The organism is Synergistaceae bacterium (assembly GCA_012521675.1).
Classification (GTDB): Bacteria; Synergistota; Synergistia; order Synergistales; family Aminobacteriaceae; genus JAAYLU01.
This window is the reverse complement of sequence record JAAYLU010000015.1, coordinates 58,509-81,920: the sequence shown is the minus strand read 5'-3', so window position 1 is coordinate 81,920 and position 23,412 is coordinate 58,509. Positions and strand designations below refer to the sequence as shown.

Sequence of the window (23,412 nt, the reverse complement as noted above, 5' to 3'; positions counted from 1 at the left end):
GCATCACCGATGAGTACCGCAAAAACGAAAGGAGTGCTAGCATAATGCAGAAGACAAAGAGATTTGTTACAGCGGTTATCCTCTCCACCCTTGTTTTGTTCCTCATCGTTCCGAACTCGGCCTTCGGCGAGCCCGAGTTGATAATGCGCTTTGCGGGCCAGGTTCCCGTCGAGCACACGGCCACCAAGCTGATGCAGCAGATCTCCGACGAGGTCTTTGAGAAGACCGACGGACGCATCAAGATCGAGGTCTACCCGGCCAACCAGCTCGGCGACTACACGCTCGTCTTCGAGGAGCTGATCCGCGGCACGATAGACATGGCGGCCATCTCCGTCCCCAGCCAATTCGACCCTCGCCTTGAGGTCACATACATCAACTGCTTCGTGCGTAACTTCGACGAGGCGAAATGGGTGTTCGCGGCCGACGGCTGGCTCTTCAAGAAGATGGACGAGCTGACCTCCCGCCTGGGCGTCAAGCTGCTCGGCTTCCAGGTCGAGGGCTTCATCGGCATCGGCAGCACCAAGCCGGCCAACGAGCCCCTGAACCCCGACGTGGAGAAGGGCCTTCTTGTCCGCATACCCAACATGGACGTCTACAAGCTCGGTGCCGAGGCAATGGGCTACCGCACCGTGACCGTGCCCTGGGCCGAGGTCTACACCGCCCTCCAGACCGGCGTGGCCGACGGAGTCGACGGCATGACCCCCACCGCAGCCTACACCATGCTCAAGGACGTTCTGAAGTACTGGTACGACCTCAACTACTCGCTTGAGAACTTCAACTACCTGATCAGCATGAAGACATGGGAGAAGCTCTCCGACGCCGACAAGGCCATCGTCGCAGAGGCCTGCAACAAGGTCACCGAGTCCGGCATCGAGCTGGCGAAGGCCGACCAGGAGAAGCACCTCGAGCTGATGCGCCAGCAGGGCATCGAGGTTCACACCTACACAGCCGATGAGCTGCTGCCGATCTTCACCAAGGTCTCCGGCACCTGGGATCAGCTTAAGGACAAGTTCACCCCCGAGCTGATAGAGGAGTTCAAGAACGAATACGCACCCAAATAGACTTTTCACAGTAACCGAGGACACCGCGGGAGGTTCGCCCTCCCGCGGCTCCCTGGTACGGAAAGGAGAAATTTATGGCGGACAACGAGTTCGCAGGATGCTTCCCGGAGAATCATCCTGAAAAATTAAGCAAGACAGATCAGGTTCTGCTCTTCTTCTTCTCGGCAGTCTGCGTCGTGAGCTCCCTTCTTCTGGCCTTGGTCATCTCGGCGGCGGCGTTCACGCGCTATGTCATAGGCGGGGACCTGTACGGGTTCGAGGAGTGGGTAAAATTGCTGGCTTTCTGGCTTTATTTCATGGGCGGCTCTTACGGCGCGTACAATGACACCCACGTTTCAGCCGACGTCATCGACTCCTACATGAAAGAGGGTACCTTCAAGCGCCTGATAGTCGTAATCCGCAACCTTATTACGGTCGGCATAAGCCTGCTGTTCACCTGGTACGGATACGACTTCTTCATGTTCGGCTTCATGGGTCCGCTCGGAACTGGAATCGCCATCCCACAGACCACAATCTGGCAGATCCCGCTTTGGACGTCGTATCTCGCCATATTCCTCGGCCTGATCTTCATGACGTACTACTACGCTCTGAGGCTGTTCAGGAATCTCCGACTGCTCATTAAAGGAGGAGTATCATGATCTACATCGCAGTGCTGATCCTTCTCGTCACCCTAATGCTCGGAGTCCCAGTGCCCATGAGCTTTATGGCCTCGACAGCGTGGCTCCTCTTCTTCGGAGGCCCGACAGGGACAGGATACGCCTCGTCGCTGGTCCTGCCCTACGGCTTCAGCTCCATGAACAGCATCGCCCTCATATCCATCGCCCTCTTCATAATGGCGGGCGGAATAATGGAGAGAGGCCGAATAGGAGAGAAGCTGATTGACCTCGTTGACCTCTTCGTCGGCAGGATAAAGGGCGGCCTCGGGGTGGTCGGTACGATCTCCTGTGCAGTGTTCGGGTCGATAACCGGCTCTGCCTGCGCGACTCTCTCCTGCATAGGTTCTATCATGTTCCCCAGGCTAGAGGAAGCCGGCTATCCTCGCGGAATCGCGGCAGCGGTCATGTCGAACGCCTCCCTGCTGGGAATGCTTATCCCGCCGAACTCGACGCTCATCATCTTCGCCTGGATCAGCGGGCAGTCGATCCTAGCCTGCTTCCTGTCGACTGTTCTCCCGGGCATCATGATGACGGTTCTGATCTGCCTCGTAAATGTCTGGCTTGTGCGCGACAATCCGAACGTCAAGGTCTCCAACCCGCCGAAGGGCAAGGAACGGGTTGCCCTGATAAAGCAGAGAGGCTTCGTCGCTCTTCCCGCGCTCATGCTTCCCATCATAGTGCTGGGCGGCATCTACGGCGGAATTATGACGCCCACCGAGGCTGCAGCCGTCGCGGTTATCTATGCAATCCCCACAGGCATGTTCGTCTACAAGGGGCTTACCCTCAGGGGCCTGTGGGATTCTCTCGTCGAATCGGCTGTCACAACCGGAGTCGTCATGGTAATGCTCTACTCGGTCATGATGCTCAGCCGTCTCTACATAATGGAAAACCTGCCCGGGAAGATGCTCGGGCTTTTCAGGGCCGTGTCGGACAACAGATGGGTGATACTGTTCATGATAAACATCTTCCTCATCATCATGGGAATGCTCATGGACGACATCAGCAGCGTCACCCTCACGACGCCCATCCTGATCCCGATAATCATCGAGCTCGGATTCAACCCGATACACTACGCCGCAATAGTCGGCGTCAACACGGGCTTGGGGTGTATAACGCCGCCGGCTGCGCCCGTCTTGTACCTGGGAGGGCGATTGGGAAAGGCGCCGATAAACGAGATGATGGCACCTACCTTATGGATAATCTTACTGGCGTGGGTGCCTACACTGCTTGTTACGAGCTATTTCCCGCACTTTGCCCTGTTTCTCCCGCACTACCTTCTGGGGACGCCTTGGTGAGGAGCGGAGCGGAGTCATCTTGACCTACAGGAACTTATTCGGTTTCCTGTGCCTGCTGTGCTTCTTCGTGGGATTGAAGACCAAGTCCCCGTACGCATACTGGGGAGCGCTGATCTCAGGTGCCATGTCCAGGGCCGCGGTTAGGAAGAAGTGGAAAGCTCCCCCTTGGATGGAAAAACTTTCCATCCCTATGGACAGAGAATCCGCGGAGCTCCTTGACAAAGGCGATGACGGTCTGTAGAATGCTTCCTTGTCGGGTGGTTAGTTCAGAGGAAGAACGCTTCCTTGACGCGGAAGAGGTCATAGGTTCGAGTCCTATACCACCCACCATCTGATAGCAAGGGTTCCGGCCATTCGGCCGGAACCCTTTTTTTCTCTGGACTCCATATAGCTTTCGGCGGTGTAATAATCCAAAAAACGTCCGCACACCCAAGACAAAAGTCATAAAAGCGCGGGGGTTTTCCCGCGCTTTTATGACGGTCCTTAAAGAGAGTGCTTACTCCATTACCAGACCCCGGATTCCGCTGATCCCGAGTCCCGGCCCTTCGGTAAGGGTAATCTTGGGGCCGGAGTAGACCACTCCTCCCTCCACGGGGTCGGAGACACACAGTATGGGCGGATCTAGATCCGCTCTCGTAATTACGGGCACTGCCGAAGCCAGGTGGGCCGCAGCGGTGACGCTGATCTTGGTCTCCATCATGGCCCCCATCATGCACTCCACCCCGCAGGCTCGAGCCATGGCGCAGATGGCAAGGGCGTTTTTTATCCCGCCGGTCTTCATAAGTTTGATGTTTACCAGGTCCGCTGCCCCCATGGAGAGAACCTTGAAGGCGTCCCGAGGGGAGAAGACCGATTCGTCGGCGAGGATAAGAGTGTCCACGCTGTCGGTGACGAATTTAAGTCCCTGGAAATCATATGCGGGTACAGGCTGCTCCACGAGCTCTATATCAAGCCCCTCGTCCTCGTAGAACCGTATTGTCCGCACTGCCTCCTTGGCCGTCCATCCTTGGTTGGCGTCCACCCGCAGCAGCACGTCCGCTCCCACGGCGGAACGGATCTCCCGAAGGCGGATTATGTCCAGGTCCGAGTTCGTCCCCACCTTGATCTTAAGGGCGGAGTAGCCCTCCGCAACCGCCTCAAGGCTGTCCTTTACCATGGTATCAGGGGCGTTGACGCTGATGGTGTAGTCCGTCTCCATGGTCTTTGCCGCCCCGCCGAGGAGGGAGTACAGGGGCCTGTTCATCATCTTTCCCCAGAGGTCGTGCAGGGCGATGTCCACGGCGGCCTTTGCGGAGCTGTTGCCCACGAGGGCGGAGTCCACCGTGTCGAGCAGGCCGTTCAGGTCGTCTGCTTCCCTGCCCACCAGGAGCGGTTCTAGGCGCTCCTTCACCGCACCCCTGATGGCACCGCTTGTATCCCCTGTTATCACGGCGGTGGGAGGCGCTTCGCCGTAGCCCTTCAATCCCCCATCCGTCTCCACTATCACCACGTTGGTGGTGACTTCAAGGGCCGTGCGGAGGGCCGTTCTGAAGGGTTTTTTCAGGGGCACGGACAGGTGGCCGAGACTAAGCGCTTTTATCTTCATCTTTCGACCTCCCTGAAGGCCTCGTAAATCGTCTTGCCCGCCCAGGCACAGAGTTGAACTGCCTCCTGCCTGTCATGCCCCTCGGTGAGCACTACTGCAACTACCGGAGTCTTCGACTTGAAGAAAAAGATACCGGCATCGTGCTCGATCCCGGGCAACTCCCCGGTCTTATGGGCCAGGAACTGCTCCAGGTCGTCGGGGTCGTCCACGGGGATCAGCCCCGGCAGCTTGTTGTTCAGCTTCTGGGCCGACAGGATGTCCATGGCCCTGGCCCTGTACCCGGGGGGGAGTTCCTCGCCGGAATGGAGCACCTCGAGAATGCGGGCCGTGTCGGCAGCGGTAGTAAAGTTGTCCCTGCCCGCCTTCTTGGCCTCGAAATCCAGCATTTTCCTCCCCAATACGGTATTCTCCAGGCCCAGTCTTTTGAAATCGCGGTTGATCTCTTCGATTCCCAGCCTGTCGATGAGCATGTTGGTCGCAGTGTTGTCGCTCAGGACTATCATGAGCAGCGCAAGGTCGTCGAGCCGCCAAGGGGTCCCGGGCCTCACCTTGTGAAGGAGGCCGCCGTCGACGGCCATCCCCTCCCCGAGCTTGATTTTTTCGTCCAGGCTCAGTTCCCCTCTTGCTGCCTTCAGGAAGAGGGTGTTGAGAATGCCCAGCTTGATCAGGCTCGCCGAGGAGAAGACCCTATCGCCGTTATGGACAAGTTTTTCCCCGTCCGCCAGGCTGTGAACAACCAGCCCGGCGGTCCCGGAGAATTCTTCCGCGTGTTTTTTGATAATCTCGATCCAAGCTATTTCTATCGTCACAGCAGAATGGCCCGGACCATCACGTAGAGGATGGTGAAGACCACTATAAGCCACCCGTTGCAGAGCATGGCCTTAAGGTCGTCCGACTGCACGAGGCCCATCTGCCCCTGCATGTCTCCCTCGGGGATGACCTTTTCCCCGCCCCTTTGGAGGAATAAACGGCGGTGATGGTTATATTGAGGCGACTCGCTCTGTCCTGTGGACGAGGCTTCTCGCGGAGTCCGTCCACTATCACTCCGGTGCCGTTTCCCGGATTATGCAACCGCCCAGGCTGTTTTTCCATTTGGAATATGGGATAATGAGATCATATCAAGAGGTTGGCGGCGGTAGTGTGCGGCCGGCCATCAATTCGAGAGGAGTGGGTGTTATGAAGAAATACGGTGTGGTATTCTCCCTGCTGCTGGTTTTCGCTCTCGCCTTTTCGGCCGGGGCGGCCGAGATCTCGGTCGGCATGATAACGGATGTAGGTGGAGTCAACGACCAGTCCTTCAACCAATCCGCCTGGGAGGGGCTTCAGAGGGCTGAAAAAGAGCTCGGAGTAAAGGTATCCTACATCGAGTCGCGTCAGGACGCGGATTACGGCCCCAACCTCGAGACCATGCTCGACGCGGGCACGGATCTTATCTGGGGTATAGGGTTCAAGATGGCCGACGCCGCGCTGGAGGCCGCCACGAACAACACGGATCAGAAGTACGCTGTCATAGACTTCGAGTGGGAGGAGACTCCGGACAACCTCATAGGCGTCATTTTCAAGGCCGAGGAGGCCTCGTTCCTAGTCGGCTATATCGCGGCCAAGATGACGCAGACCGGAAAAGTCGGCTTTTTGGGCGGGATGTCCTTCCCGGTCATCTGGGGGTTTGAGTACGGGTTCCGCGCCGGAGTCGCATATGGGAACAAGGACGTCGAGATCTTAAGCCAGTATGCGGAGTCGTTCACCGATGCGGCCAAGGGCAAGTCCATAGCCAACAGTATGTACCAGCAGGGGGCGGACATCGTTTTCCACGCGGCGGGCGGAGTCGGCGACGGGCTTATCGAGGCCGCCAAGGAGCAGGGCAAGTGGGCCATCGGAGTCGACAGGGATCAGAACTACCTAGCCCCGGACAACGTGCTGACCAGCGCCATGAAGCGCGTCGACAACGCAATGTACAACGTAGCCAAGGAGCTGACCGAGGGTGTGTGGAACGGCGGTCGGACTCTCTCCTACGGGCTGGCCGAGGGCGGTGTCGATATCGCACCTACGTCGTCCAAGCACGTCCCGGCGGATCTCCTTGAGGAGGTCGAGGCGGTCAAGGCGAAGATCATAGCCGGGGAGATCGTAGTCCCCTACAGCGAGGAGACGTTCAAAAACGCCGTCGAGGTTAAATAGTCGCGCAAAGGGGGCTCGTCTCTCGAGCCCCCCTTCACCGCTCTGATACAGGAGGTGGCGTCATGCGGCAGGCAACGAACTCCGCCGCCGAGTCAGCCGTGGAGATGAGGCGGATAACCAAGCGCTTCGGAGACTTCACCGCGAACGACAGGATTGATTTTGAAGTGCGTCGCGGCGAGGTACACGCGCTTCTCGGAGAGAACGGCGCCGGCAAGAGTACGCTTATGAACCAGCTCTATGGTCTTTATCCCCCCACATCGGGGGAAATTTTCATAAATGGAGAACAAGTGCATCTCGGCAGCCCGAAAAACGCCATAGACAGGGGCGTGGGAATGGTGCATCAGCACTTCATGTTGGTGCAGCCCTTCACGGTGACTGAGAATATCATGCTTGGGCAGGAGTCGACGAGGGCTTTCGGGATTTTGGACGAGGCTCGCGCTTTGGAGGAGGTCAAGGCCCTCTCCGAGAGATATGGCCTCTCCGTCGACCCTCATGCGCGCATTCAGGATATATCGGTCGCCATGCAGCAGAGGGTGGAGATTTTGAAGTGCCTGTACAGGGGCGCGGAGATCATAATCCTGGATGAGCCGACAGCAGTCCTTACGCCCCAGGAGATCGAGTTTCTGGGGATGATAGTTAGAAACCTCACCGCCGAGGGGAAAACGGTGATCATAATCACTCACAAGCTGCGCGAGATTAAGAGCATGGCGGACAGGTGCACGGTGATAAGGAGAGGCATCAAGGTGGGGACCGTGGACGTGGCCTCGCACTCGGAGAGCGACCTGGCCGAGATGATGGTGGGGCGTTCCGTATCTTTCGACGTGGACAAAAGCAGGGCCAGGCCCGGTGATTCAGTGCTGAGTCTCAAGGGTGTCCACGCCCTTAATAGTCGCGGCCTGAAGGCCCTGAACGGCATCTCCTTCGAGGTCAGGCGAGGAGAGATTCTCGCCATTGCGGGAGTGGACGGGAACGGTCAGACCGAGCTCGTCGAGGTCCTGACGGGGCTGAGGCGCGTCGAATCGGGCTCTATCTCCCTGCTGGGGGTGGAAATAGAGGGCTTCACACCGGGACGGAGAATTGCCATGGGTCTCGCCGCGATACCGGAGGACAGGCAGAAGCGCGGGCTGGTGGGCGCCTTTACGGTCGCCGAGAATCTTATCCTCGAGGAGCGAACCGAGTGTCCCTTCTCCGACAGGGGAATACTGAATGCCGAGGTGATCAGCGAGCACGCGAGAGATTTGATAGAGCGATTTGACATACGGCCGCCGCGCGAGGGCTACCTCGCGTCCTCCCTCTCAGGGGGCAATCAGCAGAAGGTGATCCTAGCAAGGGAGATAACGAGAAGCCCGGAGCTTCTTATCGCATCGCAGCCCACCAGGGGGTTGGACGTGGGGGCTATAGAGTACGTCCACAAGAGGCTGGTGCAGGTGCGCAACGAGGGCAAGGGGGTCCTGCTCGTATCCCTCGATCTGGACGAGACCCTTGGCCTGGCGGACCGGATAGCGGTCATCTTCGAGGGCAGGATCGTTGCTGTGCTCGACCGAGAAGATGCCGATGAGAAGAAGCTCGGACTCTTGATGGCGGGAGGTGAGGCGGTTCATGTCTAAGGAGCGAAAGGGAGGCTTTTTCGCCTCTCCCCTGGCGAGGACTCTCTTCTCCATCTTCACCGGGCTGCTGGTCGGGGCTCTGGTCCTTCTCGTCAGCGGGTATAGTCCCTTGAAGGCGTACCGTGTGATAATCGACGGCATTTTTTCAAAGCCCAGCTATATGTCCTACACCGTCATCTACGCGACGCCTTTGATAATGACGGGGCTGTCGGTGGCTTTCGCCTTCAAGACGGGTCTGTTCAACATAGGGGCCGAGGGGCAGTTCATCATAGGTGCGCTAGGCGCGGCGCTGGCGGGGGCGTTCATCGATCTCCCGCCCGTGATCCATTCGTTCGTCGCTGCTTTCGCCGGTATAGCGGCGGCGGCGATCTGGGGGGGTGCGGCGGGTTATCTGAAGGCTCGTTTCGGGGTGAACGAGGTTATCGCGACGATCATGCTGAACTGGATCGCGCTCTATCTCAACAACTTCATCGTCACCCTGCCCGGGATCAAGCGCCCCGCGGCTACGGCGACCGCCTTCGTCCTGGATTCGGCTCGAATTGATTTCCTGCCGGTCTGGAAGATCAGCGAGGCAGGGAAGCTGTGGCGAGCGGCCCACCCTGTCTGGAGCGATATCCTGCGTACCCCGTTCAACGCGGGCATCCTGGTGGCCCTGCTCCTGGCGTTTCTGTGCTGGTGGCTGCTCAACAGGACGACCCTGGGCTACGAGCTGAGGGCGGTGGGGCACAACGTGGACTGCGCGGAGCACGTCGGCATCGATATAAAGAGGCGCATGATCTGCTCGATGGCGATAGCGGGGGGGCTTGCAGGAGCAGCGGGCGCCCTTCACGTGCTGGGATGGACGCGCCAGGCGGCGGAGCTGGCGGCGATGGAGGGGCTGGGCTTCGACGGGATAGCCGTCGCCCTGATAGGCAACGCCTCGCCGATAGGCTGCGTTCCCGCCGGGCTGCTGTTCGGAGCTCTGAAGTACGGTGGGTCGAAGCTCCAATTCGCCCTCAGGGCGCCGATTGAAGTGGTGAACATAGTCATAGGGTCGATCGTATTCTTTGTGGCCATGCCCCGGATGGTCCAGATAGCGGCGCGCAGGCTGCAGAGAAGAAGGCTGGAAAGAGGCGAGTCTCATGCTGATTGAAAGCATTGCATTCATACTGGCCACCACCCTCATGTACTCCGCACCGCTGATCTTCACGGCCCTCGGGGGGCTGGTCTCGGAGAACGCCGGGGTGGTCAACATAGGACTCGAGGGTATGATGACGCTGGGCGCGTTCGTGGGAGCGGCGGTCGGCTACTTCGCCAACGACGCGTGGGTGGGCTTCCTGGCCGCCGGGCTGTCAGGCGGTTTTCTGGCGCTCTTCCACGCGGTGGCCTGTGTGACTTTCATGGCCGATCACATAGTCTCCGGGATAGCGATGAACTTCATCGGGCCCGGGCTGGCTCTCTTCCTGTCACGCTACTTCTTCGACGGCGCGACCCAGACTCTCTCGCTTTCGCTTGATGCGAAGATCCCCCGTCCTTTCAACGGGGTCTTCGAGCAGAACGGTTTTTTCGACATGGTCTTCAATCAGTACGCCACCGTCTACATAGCGCTGCTGATGGTGCTGCTCGTCTGGTTCGTCCTGTACAGGACCCGCATCGGCCTGAGGATCCGCGCGGTAGGCGAGCATCCCAAGGCGGCGGACACTCTTGGCATCGACGTGTTCGGGATCAAGTACATGGCTGTCGTTGTGTCCGGGGTTCTCGCGGGATTCGGAGGGGCGGCTCTCAGCGTGGCGATAGTCTCGCGCTTCAGCGCGACACTTGTCAGCGGGCAGGGTTTCATAGCGCTCGCGGCGATGATCTTCGGGAAGTGGAGGCCGGGCGGAACCCTGTCGGCCTGCCTGCTTTTCAGCTCCGCCCAAGGGCTGACCGTCTTCATGGGAAGGGCCGACATGCAGAGGCTCTTTCCGATACCTTCACAGCTGCTGGCGATGATACCCTTCCTGCTTACATTGGCAGTGCTGATCGGCTTTGTCGGCAAATCGACTCCTCCCGCAGCGGATGGTCTGCCGTACGAGAAGGAGTAGCGGCGCGGCGGTTGCAGAGTTAGGAAAGAGAGTGGTGATGAATGGCAATTAAACGATGCCCCAACGGGCACTTCTACGATCCGGATGTAAACAGCTCCTGTCCTTGGTGCGCGCTACCGTCGGACGAGGTGGAGAGGACGCGCATGGTCGACATTGGGAAGAATCGCCCGGCCGGAGCGGAGGAATCTACGATAAAGCTGTCCCGCAAGGACGCGCCTCCCTCTAAAAGCGCGATCGACGAGGGGCATACCGTGGCCGTCGTAAAAAGAAAGATAGGCATCGACCCTGTGGTAGGCTGGTTTGTATGCATCAAGGGGCCGGACAGGGGTCGCGACTACAGGATAAGGTCGGAGAAGAATTCCATCGGCAGGGCCGACTCGATGGACGTATGCATATCGAGCGACGATACCATATCGAGGGTGGATCACGCGTTCGTGGTCTACGACCCCAAGAAGAGGTCGTTCAGGGTGCAGGCGGGCAGTGGTCGCGGGCTGATTTACCTGAACGGGGAGGAAGTGTCGGCCTCCGAGAAGCTGAACGCCTACGATCGGCTGGAGATGGGGCGAAGCGAGTTTCTGTTCATACCCCTGTGCGGGGAAGAGTTCCAATGGGAAGAAGAGCAGGAGGCCTGAGCCGCCTCGCGGCCCTGATCATAGTACTGCTCCTGGGGAGAGAGGCGTTCGCTTCTCCGTCGTCCCTGGGGATAAGGCAGGCCTGGCTGGACTACCCGTCGTTGACCGTCTACGCGGACCTGCTTGACCGAGAAGGGGCCCCTCGCGATCTCTCAGACACGGAAGACCTTTCCGCCTCCCTCGGCGGGGTGCCGCTCGCCTTATCGCAGGTTCGGCGATACTCCGCCGTGGACGACGGCTTGCTGATTCTGTTTGCGATAGACACGTCCGCATCGGTCGGAGGCGAGCGGTTCGTCGAGCTTCAACAGGCCGTTTCGGATTGGATCCGCAGGCTGGGTCCTCGTGATCGCGCCTCTGTCATCTCTTTCGGGGAGGGGGTTTCCTTGGCGCAGGGCTTCACCGCCGAGCAGAACGCGCTTTTATATGCAGTGCAGTCCCTCTCCCCGGAGGACGAACGCGCCGATCTGAACCTGGCGGTTCTTCGTGCCCTCGAGCTGGCGAGGACCAGGAGCGCGGGACTGCCTGGCCGGAGGATCATCGTGCTGTGCAGCGACGGCTTCAGGGTGTCGACCGGAAGCGCCACGGCCGAGGAGGTCCGTTCCGCGCTGGCGGTGGATCCGATCCCCATCTACTCCGTCCTGTTTGACTCGCCCGAGAGGGAGAGCGCGAACAGGAAAATAGCGGCGCAGCAGCTCTTGAACGAACTCGGCTACGACGCTGGGCCGGTCGACGGAAAGTTGGGACCGCGCACGACGGCCGCCATCAGGGTCTTTCAGCAGAGCAGGGGAGTGGCCTGGGACGGCCGAGTCTCCAGCGAGTTGATCGGAGTCCTGAGGACAATGGCCAAAAACGAGAAGGACTCTGCCCTCTCGGTAATCGGAGAGTTTTCAAGACGATCGGGAGGGGAGCTTTACCGGACCGGGACCTCCCACTTCAACCAGGTTTTCGACACTGTGGCATCCTCCCTGGACCAAGCGCTTGTCCTCGTGACCGAGCTTAGCGAGACCGGGCCGGAATCGACCGTCAAGAGGCTTGAGCTCTCATGCTCCGAGGGCGACCGTACCCTTATGGACGGCGTGGACATCAGGCTTGTCCTGGCCCCTGCGCCATCTACGCCGGTTGTGCCGGAAACCGACGAGCCCGGTTCGTTTGTTTGGGGCAGCGTTTTTGTTGCAGTGGGGGTGATCCTTCTGGTCGTAGCCGGTTTCGTATACGTAAAACGGCGAGGCTCGGGCGATAGAAAATCGGCCGCTGCATTGAACGAAACGGCACAGACCCGTCTGCTTTCGGGCGCTCCTGCGGCGAGGGTGGAGCTTACGCCGTTCGACGCCAATTACACGGGCCCGCCCCTGAAAGCCGAGATAAGGGACAGGCTGGTTCTCGGGCGGAGAGTAGCCCCCTCCGTCCTGGTCGTCCCCGGCGATGCCACGATCTCGGCCAAGCACTGCGAATTGCAGTATACCGACGGGAAGCTCTTAGTGCGCGATCTGGATTCCTCCAATGGAACGATGGTCAACGGCGTGCCAATCGAGACGAGTTACCCGATCGAGGACGGAGATCGTCTCACTCTTGGTAAGACGGAGCTGAGAATACGAATAATCGGCGTCTCGTGAGGAGTTGATGATCCTTGCACTATGTTGCGTTGGCGGTAGGCGCACTCCTGGTGGGAGGCGGCCTGGTTTGGGGGTGGGGGGCTCTCTTTATCGTGCGGCACCGGCAGAAGAGGCCCGTAAGAAAGGCGTCGGTCCTCGTGATCGCCGGGAATTTCATGGGACAGGTAATACCGATACCGCCGGAGGGACTGGTCTTCGGGAGGGACCCAGCTCGGTGCAACCTGGTGATTCAGTCCCCCGCCGTGTCCAGGTTGCATGCGCGGCTGGTCGGGTCCGTGAGCGGCGGCGTGGTGTTGGAGGACCTGAACTCCACGAACGGTGTATACATATTGCGGGGGGCGGAGTGGATGCGCATGACAGCTCCAGTGTCCATGGCACCCGGCGGTCGTTTTCGCCTTGGCGATGAAAACAACGAGTTCGAGATCCATCGAGGAGAGTAGACATAGATGAAGATCATGCCGGGCAACCATCAGCACATAGGCGCTAGGAGCGAGCAGCAGGATGCCTTTGCCTTCAGCGACCTCTCAAACGCCTCTTTTTTAGCGCACGGAGGGGCCTTGGCTGTGTTGGCCGACGGCATGGGCGGGCACGCGGACGGAGGAGAGGCAGCCAAAATCGCCGTCGCCGAGTTCATAGAGTCATACTCTCGGAAAGGGCTCGACGAGACGATCGAGGAGGCCCTCAAGAGGGCCATTCTGGATGCGAACGAGGCAGTCTATAGCTTTTCGACGGAAATCGGACACATCGGCGACTGCGGCGCCACCCTTGTCGCCGCTGTAATCCACGAGGGAGGCGTCTATTGGGTCTACGCGGGCGACAGCCGGCTCTACATGACCGATGGACAGAGCCTCACCCCGTTGACCGAGGATCACACGTGCGGCAACGACCTGGACAGGGCGGCGAGAAGGGGGCGCATAGATTGGGAGAAGGCGCTGAGCTACCCGAGAAGGGAGGCCTTGATCAGCTATGTCGGCAACATCGAGATACCAAGGATCGGCAGGGGGTCTCTCCTGAGCTCCGGAGAGGGGCTTCCCCCGAACGGCTTCACCCTGCTTCTCTGCTCGGACGGCCTGTACAAGACGCTTGACGAGGAGGCCATCCTCGCCCTCTATTCGCGTGATCCGCAGGAGTGGAGCAGCGCGCTTGTGGAGCGAGTCCTTGAGGAGAAGCGTCCCTTTCAGGACAATGTCACGGTCCTTTGTCTGGCCCTCGTGAGCGAGGGGTGATCCCGTTGACCGAAGAGCACCGGGATCTCAACCCCTCCACCGGGCCTCTTTCCGCCGATCTGAACTCTCTCTGCATTGCCTGCTTCTCCCCCGGCCGGGGGGAGGACGTCTGCCCTGCCTGCGGCTACAGCGAATCCAAGTCGACCGACGGCGACTGGAACCGGTTGAAGCCGGGCACGATCGTACACGGTCGCTATGTCGTGGGGAGGCTGATCGGGCAGGGCGGGTTCGGGATGACGTACTTGGGGATGGACCTGCTTTTGAAGACCAAGCTCGCTATCAAGGAGTATTTCCCGACCGGGCTCGCGATACGAAACCCCGAGGACAGATCCGTCACCCACGCATCGGAGGAGATCAGGGAGGACTTCGTCAAGGGGATGGAGAAGTTCATCGAGGAGGCGAGGACGCTCGCGCGCTTCGAGGGGAACCCGTGCATCGTCTCGGTGAAGGACTTCTTCGAGGAGAACGGCTCCGCCTACATGGTGATGACCCTGCTCGAGGGACGGACCCTCATGGCGCATATAAAGGAGAGGGGAGGACGTCTCTCCTTCGGGGAGGCCTTCGCCATTCTCTCCCCGCTGATGGACGCTCTCGACGAAGTGCACGCCTCCGGACTGATCCACAGGGACATAAGCCCGGACAACATTTTCCTGACCCGCTTCGGGCAGATCAAGCTGCTGGACTTCGGCGCGTCAAAGACAGTGCTCTCCCTGATACAGCAGCGCCACCACTCGGTGATCCTCAAAAAGGGCTACAGCCCGCCGGAGCAGTACAGGGGCAGCAGGAGGCTCGGCCCATGGTCCGACGTCTACGGCATGGCGGCCACTTTCTACCGGTGCATCGCGGGGATGGTCCCGGCGGATGCCCTCGACAGGCTGGAGGAAGACGTGCTCCCATCGCCGATAAGCATGGGGATATCTATTCCCGGCTATGCGGAGGCCGCGCTGATGCGCGCCCTCTCGCTAGCCTCGGAGGATCGCCCCCAGAGCATGAGGGAGCTGAAGGAGGGCCTGCTGGGGGATGTTCGTTTTTCAAGTTACGATGCGAAAGCGACCCCGCGAGCCCCTGAAAGGCCCGAGTCGGAGCGAGCCGACGCTCATGCCGCCTCGCGAAGAAAACAGAAGAAACCCGCCAGGCCCAGGGGCAGGATCAGGCGCTTTGTCACTTGGTTATTCTTCTTTCTCTCCTTGGCCCTGCTTGCGGGCGGAGGTTTTCTCTTCTTTGCCGCGAGGGACCTGATGGAGAGGGCCGAGGGAGGAGACCCCTCGGCGCAGAGGAGCGTGGGGAGGCTTTACGAGTTCGGAGGGCTGTTCGGCAGCCGCGAGAAGGCTGCCGAATGGTACATGAAGGCTGCTAGGCAGGGAGACGCGGCGGCCCAGTACGCTCTCGGCAGAATGAGTTCCTCCGGTACCCTTGGGCCTCCCGATCCGTCCAGGGCTGCCGACTGGTACGAGAAGGCGGCCGAAGAGGGATATGTGCATGCCCAGCACTCGTTGGCCCTGGCCTATGAGAGCGGCAGGGGGAGGAAGCAGGATTATGCTCAGGCTGCAAAGTGGTACAGGCGCGCCGCAGAACAGGGCGACGTGCGGGCCCAGTTCAGTTTGGGCAGTCTCTACGAACAGGGACTGGGGTTCAAGCCGAGCGAGACTCAGGCCGCGGACTGGTATCAAAGGGCCGGAGAGCAGGGGCATACCGAGGCACAGCTGATACTGGCGCGGATGTATGAACAGGGGAAGGGCGTGAGCAGAAGCGAAAGAGCCGCGGCCTTCTGGTATGGCAGGGCTGCGGCCTCCGGGTCGGCCCATGCCCAGTTTGTCCTCGGGGATATGTACGATACGGGGAGGGGAGTGGACCCCGACCCGGTACAGGCCGCAAAGTGGTACAAAAAGGCCGCAGGCCAAGGGCACCCGGAGGCGCAGACCGCTCTAGGCCGAATATACACAGGTGGTACGGGAGTTTCGCGCGACGATGCCAAGGGCGCGGCCTGGTACCGCAAGGCCGCCGAGCAGGGCGAAATCTCCGCCCAGTTTGGACTCGGCTTCTGCTACGAGTTCGGGAGGGGCGTCCCGAAGGACATCGATAGGGCGGCCGACTGGTACGGCAGGGCGGCGGCCGGAGGTCATGCGCTCGCGAATGTGGCCCTGGAGCGTCTTTCGGACAAGATGAAAAGAGGCGAGTGACCTGCTTGAACCTATGGAAGGTCGTCGCCCCCATCGGGGAGGGTTTGCGTGATTATCGGCATAGGAGTCGACCTTTGTAGTATCGCCCGGATGGAGAGGGCAATACGATCGGATCGATTCGTGCAGAGGGTCTTCAGTTCGGACGAGATAAGCTACGCTCTTGACAAGGCCAGGCCGGCGAGGCACTTCGCGGCCTGTTTCGCCGCGAGGGAGGCCTTCGCCAAGGCCTCGGGGATTCCGATGTACGCACTTGCGTTCGGCGGAGGCATCCGGCTGGAGAGGACGGACGCCGCGCCGTTGATCCGGGTAGCTGATTCAATAAAGGATAAAATGCCGTTAGGGGGATCTGAGAAGATTTTTCTCTCCATATCTCACGAAGGCGACTATGCCGTCGCGATGGTCGTCCTCGAGGCGGTCGAATGACGGTCTACGAAGCCCTTCTGCCGGAGAGACCGGAGGAGATGCACAAGGGGGTCCGGGGAGGGGTGGTCGTCGTCGGTGGATGCGACATCTACAGGGGTGCCCCGGTTCTCGCCGCACGGGGAGCTCTTCGTGCGGGATGCGGTCTCGCGGTGATATTCTCCGACGAGCCGATCTGCGCGGCCGCTGCCTCTTCGCTGCCGGAGGCAGTGTTTCTGTCCGGTCTTTTCGGACGTACGGTCGATTCCGTCCTCGAGTTGCTGAGCTCTTGGGAGTCGCGTGTCGATTGCATGGTCCTCGGCCCCGGCCTGGGAAGGTCGGTCGAGGCGGGGGAGGTGGTGCGGATAATGATGCAAACCTGGACAAAACCCCTGGTGGTCGACGGGGATGGTCTTTTCTGGCTTCCGCTCTTCTGGGATCGACGTCCGAGCCGAGACATGGTCCTGCTCACGCCGCACGAGGGAGAGGCGGCACATCTTCTCGGCCTCGCTCGCGAAATAGTCTCCGAGGACAGGGAGGCCGCGGCGCGGACGATCGCATCTCGCTACGGTGTTGTCCTGTTGAAGGGCAAGAGGACTCTGATCCACGACGGTATCAGCTCGGATACCGTGGAGGAGGGGGACCAGACTCTTGCGATACCCGGATCGGGTGACGTACTCTCCGGTGCGATAGCGGCCTTTGCGGCCTCGGGGGCCTCGCTGTTCGACAGCGCCCGCCTGGGAGCCTATGTGCACGGCAGGGCCGGACGGATGATATCCTGCGAAAGTGGAATAGACGGGGCGTTGGCGTCGGAGGTGGCGGATGCCATGCCGAAGGTAATCGGAAGTATGAGGAAGAGAGGCAATGAGGGAAAGAAAACGCATAGACTGGGATGAAGAGCAGAACAAGACGGAGCGAATCCGATGGAAGGGCTTCCGCATCAGCCTCGCGAGTTTCGCGATGGCTGCGCTCTGGATATTCGGCGTAGGCAGGATGGGCGTAAAGGAGATCACGCTTGCGCCGATGGTCTTGTTGCTCTACTTCGTGGGTGCTGGAACCCTGCTCGCTGTTTTTCTCCTGAGACGGAAGAGGAAATAGAGGGTCGATGAAGGTGGAGCGTTTCCCCTTTACCATCAGGTCCGAGTCTGAGGAACTGACCTCCCATGTCGGGGAGATGATCGCAAGACGCGCCTTCACCGGCCTCGCCATCCTGCTTGAGGGAGATCTCGGAGCGGGGAAGACAGTCCTTGTCCGCGGATGTTGTCTAGCTCTGGGATGCTCGAATATACGAAGCCCTTCCTTCACCCTGGTGAACGTATATGAGTGCGACGGAAGGACGGTGGTTCATTCAGACCTGTACAGGCTCTCCTTCGTAGACCCGTCGGAGCTGGATATGGACCACTACATGGATGTCGCCGACGTGATCTTCATAGAGTGGGCCGACAGGGGAACGCCCTGGGACTTCTCGCAGCTGTGGAGAATATCCTTCGCCTTCACCGGTGAAGACGACGAGAGGGAGTTGACCTTCTCGGCCGAGGGGGAAATGGCGAAACGGGCGTTGGAGCAACTATTTTTGGATATGAAGAGGGAATTATATTTATGAGTGAGATTATTGTCTCCGTGGACTGCTGCACCGCGTGGACCACGCTTGGGGTGGCGATAGACGGGATGGTGCGCGGTGAGGTGAACGTCGACGCGAGGATGAGGCAGGCGTCGATGCTCCCGGGGCTTTTTCAAAGCCTGCTCGACTCCCTGGCCGTAAGAGTGGAGTCCGTATCCCTGTACTCGGTGGTGACCGAGCCGGGGTCCTTCACCGGAATAAAGGTCGGCATCTCGTTCGTAACCTTTTTAGCCTGGGCCGGAGGCCAAATGGTGATACCGCTTTCATCCCTCGAGTGCACAGCATCGGAGGGGTTGGGGCTCGCCTGCGGTACGGCTGCTGTAGTGCTCCAGGGCGGCGGTGGGAAGATTTACGGCGCCCTTTATGAATCAGAGGGGGGCAATTGCACTTTGACGCGCCTTTTGCCGGAACGCGCCTATATCCCGGAAGAGTTTCTGGAGGCCGTCTCCTCGGTGATGAAGGACGGTTTCAAGGACGTCTCATGGATGACCGACAGGCCGGAAAAAACGGCCCGTCTTTTCCCAGCAGTTGAAAGAATGGAACAAGTCCTCCCCAGGGGGTCTACCTCCGTGGCAATGGCCTTGCGGAAAAAGGACTCCGCAGTAATTCCCTCTCTTATCAGGGCATCCTTCCATCGTGACCCGGACACTGGACGAGCCCGCTAATTATTATCATATTTATCCATTTCATTCCTATTAGATAAAAAAGATAAATATTGGAAGGCGCTTGCTTGTCCAGATGATAGGGGATATTCTTTTCTTTAGCTCAACGTTGTTTTTGTCGTGGTCTCTAAGATAACGTAGGAGGTGACTTTCTTGCCGAAGAAACACGAGGTTTTGGTCAATAACTCTTGGTGCAAGGGCTGTTCTCTATGCATTCACATCTGCCCGAAAAAGGTGCTGGAACTCGACGAGATCCGTCAGAAGGCCGTCGTTGCAAGGCAGGATGACTGCATAGGATGCAGGCAGTGCGAGAATATATGCCCGGATCTGGCGATTACGGTTAAGGAGGATGTTAAGGATGCCTGATGTGGCTTTTTGGCAGGGAAACGAGGCGCTAGCCTACGGGGCTTTGGCGGCCGGATGCAGGTTTTTCGCGGGATACCCGATCACCCCTTCGACCGAGATCGCCGAGATAATGGCCCAGGAGCTTCCAAAGCTCAACGGGTGCTTCATACAGATGGAGGATGAGATCGCAGGAATCGCGGCCACGATAGGCGGCTCGATAGCAGGCAAGAAAGCACTTACGGCCACGTCCGGACCCGGATTTTCACTCAAGCAGGAAAACCTCGGCTTCGCTTACATCGCAGAGATCCCCATAGTCGTCGTCGACGTTATGAGAGGAGGACCTTCAACGGGGCTTCCCACCAAAGCCGCCCAGCAGGATGTCATGCAGGCCCGCTGGGGGACTCACGGCGACCACGGGGTTATCTGCTACGCCCCCTCTTCCGTCCAGGAGTGCTACGAGATAGCGATCAAGGCCTTCAATGCGGCCGAGAGGTACCGTCAGCCCGTACTCATAATGAGCGACGAGATCATTGGTCACATGCGGGAGAAGGTCGTCCCTCCCAAGATAACCCCGAAGGATCTGACGGAGAGAAAGCGCCCAGTGGATATCCCCGAGAAGTTCATCCCCTATCAGCCGGACCCCAAGGACGATCTGCCCTGCATGGCCTCGTTCGGAGACGGGTATACCTGGCACATCACCGGGCTGACGCATAACGAGTGGGGCTTCCCTACGAACAACGCCGAAGAGATCGAGAAGATGATGAAGCGCCTGATGCGCAAGATAGATCGCTTCCGCGACGATATAGTCGAGTACGAGACCGTGATGACAGATGACGCGGAGATCCTCGTCCTCGCCTACGGAAGCGTGGCCCGCACCAGCCTGCGCGCAGTTCACGAGGCCCGTGTCAGGGGGATCAAGGCGGGATTTTTCCGTCCTGTGACCCTTTGGCCCTTCCCGGACAAGGAGCTGGAGAAACTGGCCAGGAAGGCAAAGACGATAATCGTGCCCGAGCTTAACTGCGGCCAGATGGTGCTCGAGGTGGAGCGGGCGGTTCGAGGAAAGGCCAAGGTAGTGCCCCAAAACCTCGTGAACGGCGAGCTGTTCAAGCCCGAGGAAATTTTGACCCTCATCGAGGAGGTGGCCTAGAGATGCCCGCCCCTGAAGTTTTCAACTGGCTAAGAACCAGGTTTTTCCCCCATATTTGGTGCCCCGGCTGCGGACATGGAATTATTATGCACTCCCTGCTGAGGGCCCTGGTCAATCTTGGAAAGAACAAGACCCAGACGGTAATCGCTTCTGGTATCGGTTGTTCAAGCAGGATGGCAGGCTATATCGACGCCTGCACGGTTCACACCACGCACGGACGCTCCCTGGCCTTCGCCACTGGGATCAAGCTGGCCAATCCCGAGCTGACCGTGGTAGATGTAATGGGCGACGGCGACTGCGCGGCGATAGGTGGAAACCACTTCATACACGCCTGCAGGAGGAACATCGACGTCACGGCGATCGTGATGAACAACAACATCTACGGGATGACGGGCGGGCAGATCTCGCCGACGACTCCCTCCGGGTGCTGGGCTACGACCAGCCCCTATGGTGCGATAGACCCCGCCTTCGATATTTGCAGGCTGGCCGAGGGCGCCGGGGCGACCTATGTCGCAAGGTCCACCATCGCCAACCCAAAGCAGGCGGAACAGTTCATACAGGCTGCGATCACAAACAAGGGCTTCTCCGTGGTCGAGATTCTTACTCACTGTCACACCCAGTTCGGGCGGAAGAACAACCGCAGGACGCCTATCGACAACGTCAACTTCTTCAAGGCGAACTCGGTTCCCATGGTAAAGGCCAAGGACATGTCGCCCGAGGAGCTTGCCGGCAAAATCGTTGTCGGGGAGTTCGTCAAGAAAAAGATCCCCGAGTACACTGAGCAGTACCAGGCATTGGTCAAAAGGGTGGGAGGACTGAAAGATGGCAAGTAGATATGAGATACGCTTCGCCGGCTCCGGCGGGCAGGGCATAATTCTTGCAGCGGTGGTCGCCGGGGAGGCGGCCGCCCTCTTCGAGGAAGGGCTCAGCGTGGTACAGACCCAGTCCTACGGCCCGGAGGCGAGAGGCGGCAAGTCCAAGGCGGAAGTGATCATCGCCACGGAGCCTATAGACTATCCGAAGGCGATGAAGCCGAACCTGCAGGTGATACTCACCCAACAGGCGGCAGAGGAGTACGCGCCGGACACTCTTCCCGGCGGGCGCATCATATACGACGACTTCTTCGTCACGAGCCTTCCGCACGTCGACGCGAACATCTACTACCTGCCCATAGTACGCACGGCCCGCGAGAAGGTGGGAAACGAGATAACCACTAATATGGTCGCCCTTGGAGCGGTCGCCAGGGTTCTGGAACTGGAGAAGATAGCGCGGCCGGAGTCGGTTAAGAAGGCAATCCTGGCGAAGGTGCCCGAGAAGACCAAGCAGATGAACTCGCAGGCATTCGACGAAGGGTACGCCATTTTCAAAAATAGCATCCACCTTTAGATCGCTCATAACTGGCATATCCTCTGAACCGCGGCCGTATCCCGAATGGGAGCGGGCGCGGTTTCTTGTCATGGCCGAGGATTCTCGTGTAGAATAACGGGGGATAAAGAGGGAGGAGTAGATTTGGCCGCAAGAGGGGATGTCGTGGTCATAAGAACCGACAGGATCAGCAGCGACGGGAGTTCCATCGGCCGACTGCCTGACGGTGGAGTGGTCTTTGTTCGCAAGGCTCTGCCTCGTGAGACGGTAAAAGCGAAGATCATAGCGACAAAAAAGAGCTATTCCACGGCGACGTGCGTGGACGTGCTTGAGCCGCACGAAGAGCGGACAACCCCCTTCTGCCCTGTCTACGACCGTTGCGGCGCCTGCCAGCTTCAGCATGCCTCCTACCCTCTTCAGCTCAAGCTTAAGAGGTCGATCCTAGAGGACGCCTTTCGTCGAATATGCAAAAGGCCCTTCCCCCCCATATCTCCTTGCGTCCCTAGTCCGGACCGGACGGGTTATCGCAACAAGACCGCACAGCCCATCCGGATGTATCGCGGGCGCGCGACAATGGGCTACTACGCCAGGGGGAGCCACGATGTCGTGCCGATGGATTCATGCCCGGTGTCGGGGCCACTCATAGATAACCTCTTCGCCAGGGCCTCGAAGATCCTGCCTACCCTCGGCCTCGAGCCCTACGACGAGCGCGTCGAGAGGGGCCTCCTGCGCCACGCGATCTTCCGCCAGGGCATCAACAGTCCGGATTCACTGGTCTCCCTCGTTCTGTCGAGGCATCCGACGCAGGAGGAGAGGGACGTGCTTCGGAGAGTTCTCCTGCCCTCCCTGATGGAGGCTGTCCCCACCCTGAGGAGCTTCACGTTGAACATAAACACCGCGCCGGGAAACGTGATCCTTGGCCCCGAAACGTACGTCCTCCACGGCGACGGGCTCCTCCGTGAGGTGCTTCCCCCGTTCGCGTTCGACTACGACTCCACGTCCTTTTTCCAGGTGAACACGAACCAGGCCAGGGCCCTCTTCGAACACGCGGCATACACCTGTTCAACTGGCGGGGGCGAGGAGGTCCTGGAGCTGTTCAGCGGCGTCGGCGCGCTAACTGCCTTTATCGCTGAGAGGTGCGCTCGCGTGACCTCGGTGGAGGAGTGGCCTTCGGCCGTGGAGATGATGAGGAAAAACATGGAGAGGAACGGCCTGTCGGACAGGGTGGAGGTGATAGAAGGCGAGGTCGGATGCGTCATTCCCTCCCTGGACGGCGGTTTTGACTCGGTGGTGCTGGATCCTCCGCGGACCGGCTGTGATGCGGATGTGCTCGGGGCGATAATCGAGCGACGCCCCGACAGGGTCGTGTACGTCTCTTGCAACCCCGCGACTTTGGCCCGTGACGCGGCTCTGCTTTGCGACGGTGGATTTCTGATCGAGGACCTGACATGTTTCGATATGTTTCCTCAAACAGTCCATGTCGAAACGGTGGCATGTTTCAAACGCGCTTGACTATCAGCCGGCTTTCTAATCGGAAAAACGAGCCTTGCATATTTGGGGAACGGCGGATATAATACCATCGGAAAAAATTGAGGCGCGGACATAGCTCAGTTGGTAGAGCATTAGCTTCCCAAGCTAAGGGTCGCGGGTTCGAATCCCGTTGTCCGCTCCATTTTCCCCCTCGCTTTCCGTTGTGTCCCCATTCAGAATTCAGTATTAATGAGAGTGAATTAATGGTTATTCATTAGACATGTCTTTGCGTTTGACACAAATTCCGACT

At 59.3% G+C, this 23,412-nt stretch carries 25 protein-coding genes and 2 tRNA genes; 24 read left to right on the top strand and 3 right to left on the bottom strand.

What is annotated here, in order from left to right; genetic code table 11:
- The first annotated feature begins 44 nt into the window (after positions 1-44).
- The 3 genes from dctP (at position 45) to GX181_01775 (ending at position 3,012) form a co-directional block, all read left to right on the top strand.
- Positions 45-1,061: a TRAP transporter substrate-binding protein DctP gene (gene dctP / locus GX181_01785; protein NLM70676.1), complete on the top strand. Its 1,017-nt coding sequence runs from the start codon at positions 45-47 to the stop codon at positions 1,059-1,061.
- A 74-nt stretch (positions 1,062-1,135) separates the two neighbouring features.
- Positions 1,136-1,699 carry a TRAP transporter small permease gene (locus GX181_01780; GenBank protein NLM70675.1) on the top strand — a complete coding sequence of 188 codons (564 nt, stop codon included), beginning with the start codon at positions 1,136-1,138 and terminating at the stop codon, positions 1,697-1,699.
- Complete coding sequence (locus GX181_01775; protein NLM70674.1) at positions 1,696-3,012, top strand: TRAP transporter large permease; 1,317 nt, start codon at positions 1,696-1,698, stop codon at positions 3,010-3,012. The genes GX181_01780 and GX181_01775 overlap by 4 nt, the downstream gene beginning before the upstream one ends.
- Before the next feature lie 24 nt (positions 3,013-3,036).
- Here the strand turns inward: GX181_01775 and GX181_01770 are convergent, their stop codons facing one another.
- Positions 3,037-3,198, bottom strand: coding sequence for a hypothetical protein (locus GX181_01770; GenBank protein NLM70673.1), 162 nt, complete (start codon positions 3,196-3,198; stop codon positions 3,037-3,039).
- Between the two features lie 69 nt (positions 3,199-3,267).
- Here GX181_01770 and GX181_01765 point away from each other — a divergent pair.
- A tRNA-Val gene (locus GX181_01765) sits at positions 3,268-3,342 on the top strand.
- A gap of 166 nt (positions 3,343-3,508) precedes the next feature.
- On the opposite strand, the gene GX181_01760 is transcribed toward GX181_01765, so the two are convergent.
- A complete protein-coding gene (locus GX181_01760; GenBank protein ID NLM70672.1) occupies positions 3,509-4,597 on the bottom strand; it encodes a dipeptide epimerase in 1,089 nt (362 codons plus the stop codon).
- Complete coding sequence (locus tag GX181_01755; GenBank protein NLM70671.1) at positions 4,594-5,406, bottom strand: serine hydrolase; 813 nt, start codon at positions 5,404-5,406, stop codon at positions 4,594-4,596. The genes GX181_01760 and GX181_01755 overlap by 4 nt, the downstream gene beginning before the upstream one ends.
- Before the next feature lie 367 nt (positions 5,407-5,773).
- Here GX181_01755 and GX181_01750 point away from each other — a divergent pair, with 367 nt between their 5' ends.
- The 20 genes from GX181_01750 (at position 5,774) to GX181_01655 (ending at position 23,304) form a co-directional block, all read left to right on the top strand.
- Entirely contained in the window at positions 5,774-6,772 is a 999-nt protein-coding gene (locus GX181_01750; protein NLM70670.1) for a BMP family ABC transporter substrate-binding protein, read from the top strand.
- 62 nt (positions 6,773-6,834) lie between these two features.
- Positions 6,835-8,379, top strand: a complete 1,545-nt coding sequence (locus GX181_01745) for an ABC transporter ATP-binding protein (protein NLM70669.1) — start codon at positions 6,835-6,837, stop codon at positions 8,377-8,379.
- Positions 8,372-9,511 (top strand): ABC transporter permease, encoded by a 1,140-nt coding sequence (locus GX181_01740; GenBank protein ID NLM70668.1) that lies wholly within the window; start codon positions 8,372-8,374, stop codon positions 9,509-9,511. Before GX181_01745 ends, GX181_01740 begins: the two co-directional genes overlap by 8 nt.
- Positions 9,501-10,442: an ABC transporter permease gene (locus GX181_01735; GenBank protein NLM70667.1), complete on the top strand. Its 942-nt coding sequence runs from the start codon at positions 9,501-9,503 to the stop codon at positions 10,440-10,442. The genes GX181_01740 and GX181_01735 overlap by 11 nt, the downstream gene beginning before the upstream one ends.
- A gap of 41 nt (positions 10,443-10,483) precedes the next feature.
- Positions 10,484-11,074, top strand: coding sequence for an FHA domain-containing protein (locus tag GX181_01730; GenBank protein NLM70666.1), 591 nt, complete (start codon positions 10,484-10,486; stop codon positions 11,072-11,074).
- Positions 11,050-12,687 carry an FHA domain-containing protein gene (locus GX181_01725; GenBank protein NLM70665.1) on the top strand — a complete coding sequence of 546 codons (1,638 nt, stop codon included), beginning with the start codon at positions 11,050-11,052 and terminating at the stop codon, positions 12,685-12,687. Before GX181_01730 ends, GX181_01725 begins: the two co-directional genes overlap by 25 nt.
- A 14-nt stretch (positions 12,688-12,701) precedes the next feature.
- Entirely contained in the window at positions 12,702-13,127 is a 426-nt protein-coding gene (locus tag GX181_01720; GenBank protein NLM70664.1) for an FHA domain-containing protein, read from the top strand.
- 6 nt (positions 13,128-13,133) lie between these two features.
- Positions 13,134-13,913, top strand: coding sequence for a serine/threonine-protein phosphatase (locus GX181_01715; protein NLM70663.1), 780 nt, complete (start codon positions 13,134-13,136; stop codon positions 13,911-13,913).
- A 5-nt stretch (positions 13,914-13,918) separates the two neighbouring features.
- The gene (locus GX181_01710; GenBank protein ID NLM70662.1) at positions 13,919-16,093 is read left to right on the top strand and encodes a protein kinase; all 2,175 of its coding nucleotides are present in this window, start codon (positions 13,919-13,921) and stop codon (positions 16,091-16,093) included.
- A 48-nt stretch (positions 16,094-16,141) separates the two neighbouring features.
- Entirely contained in the window at positions 16,142-16,516 is a 375-nt protein-coding gene (gene acpS, locus GX181_01705) for a holo-ACP synthase (protein ID NLM70661.1), read from the top strand.
- Positions 16,513-17,388 carry an NAD(P)H-hydrate dehydratase gene (locus GX181_01700; protein ID NLM70660.1) on the top strand — a complete coding sequence of 292 codons (876 nt, stop codon included), beginning with the start codon at positions 16,513-16,515 and terminating at the stop codon, positions 17,386-17,388. The genes acpS and GX181_01700 overlap by 4 nt, the downstream gene beginning before the upstream one ends.
- Positions 17,357-17,590: a hypothetical protein gene (locus GX181_01695; GenBank protein ID NLM70659.1), complete on the top strand. Its 234-nt coding sequence runs from the start codon at positions 17,357-17,359 to the stop codon at positions 17,588-17,590. The genes GX181_01700 and GX181_01695 overlap by 32 nt, the downstream gene beginning before the upstream one ends.
- 7 nt (positions 17,591-17,597) lie before the next feature.
- Complete coding sequence (gene tsaE, locus GX181_01690; protein NLM70658.1) at positions 17,598-18,095, top strand: tRNA (adenosine(37)-N6)-threonylcarbamoyltransferase complex ATPase subunit type 1 TsaE; 498 nt, start codon at positions 17,598-17,600, stop codon at positions 18,093-18,095.
- Entirely contained in the window at positions 18,092-18,778 is a 687-nt protein-coding gene (locus tag GX181_01685) for a hypothetical protein (protein ID NLM70657.1), read from the top strand. The genes tsaE and GX181_01685 overlap by 4 nt, the downstream gene beginning before the upstream one ends.
- A gap of 150 nt (positions 18,779-18,928) precedes the next feature.
- Complete coding sequence (locus tag GX181_01680) at positions 18,929-19,141, top strand: 4Fe-4S dicluster domain-containing protein (protein ID NLM70656.1); 213 nt, start codon at positions 18,929-18,931, stop codon at positions 19,139-19,141.
- On the top strand, positions 19,134-20,267 hold the full coding sequence (locus tag GX181_01675; GenBank protein NLM70655.1) for a 2-oxoacid:acceptor oxidoreductase subunit alpha: 1,134 nt from the start codon (positions 19,134-19,136) through the stop codon (positions 20,265-20,267). Before GX181_01680 ends, GX181_01675 begins: the two co-directional genes overlap by 8 nt.
- A 2-nt stretch (positions 20,268-20,269) precedes the next feature.
- Complete coding sequence (locus GX181_01670) at positions 20,270-21,100, top strand: 2-oxoacid:ferredoxin oxidoreductase subunit beta (protein ID NLM70654.1); 831 nt, start codon at positions 20,270-20,272, stop codon at positions 21,098-21,100.
- Positions 21,090-21,653 (top strand): 2-oxoacid:ferredoxin oxidoreductase subunit gamma, encoded by a 564-nt coding sequence (locus tag GX181_01665; protein NLM70653.1) that lies wholly within the window; start codon positions 21,090-21,092, stop codon positions 21,651-21,653. The genes GX181_01670 and GX181_01665 overlap by 11 nt, the downstream gene beginning before the upstream one ends.
- Positions 21,654-21,776: 123 nt before the next feature.
- Positions 21,777-23,144: a 23S rRNA (uracil(1939)-C(5))-methyltransferase RlmD gene (gene rlmD / locus GX181_01660; GenBank protein ID NLM70652.1), complete on the top strand. Its 1,368-nt coding sequence runs from the start codon at positions 21,777-21,779 to the stop codon at positions 23,142-23,144.
- An 84-nt stretch (positions 23,145-23,228) separates the two neighbouring features.
- Positions 23,229-23,304: transfer RNA gene (locus GX181_01655), tRNA-Gly, on the top strand.
- The last annotated feature ends 108 nt before the right edge of the window (positions 23,305-23,412 follow it).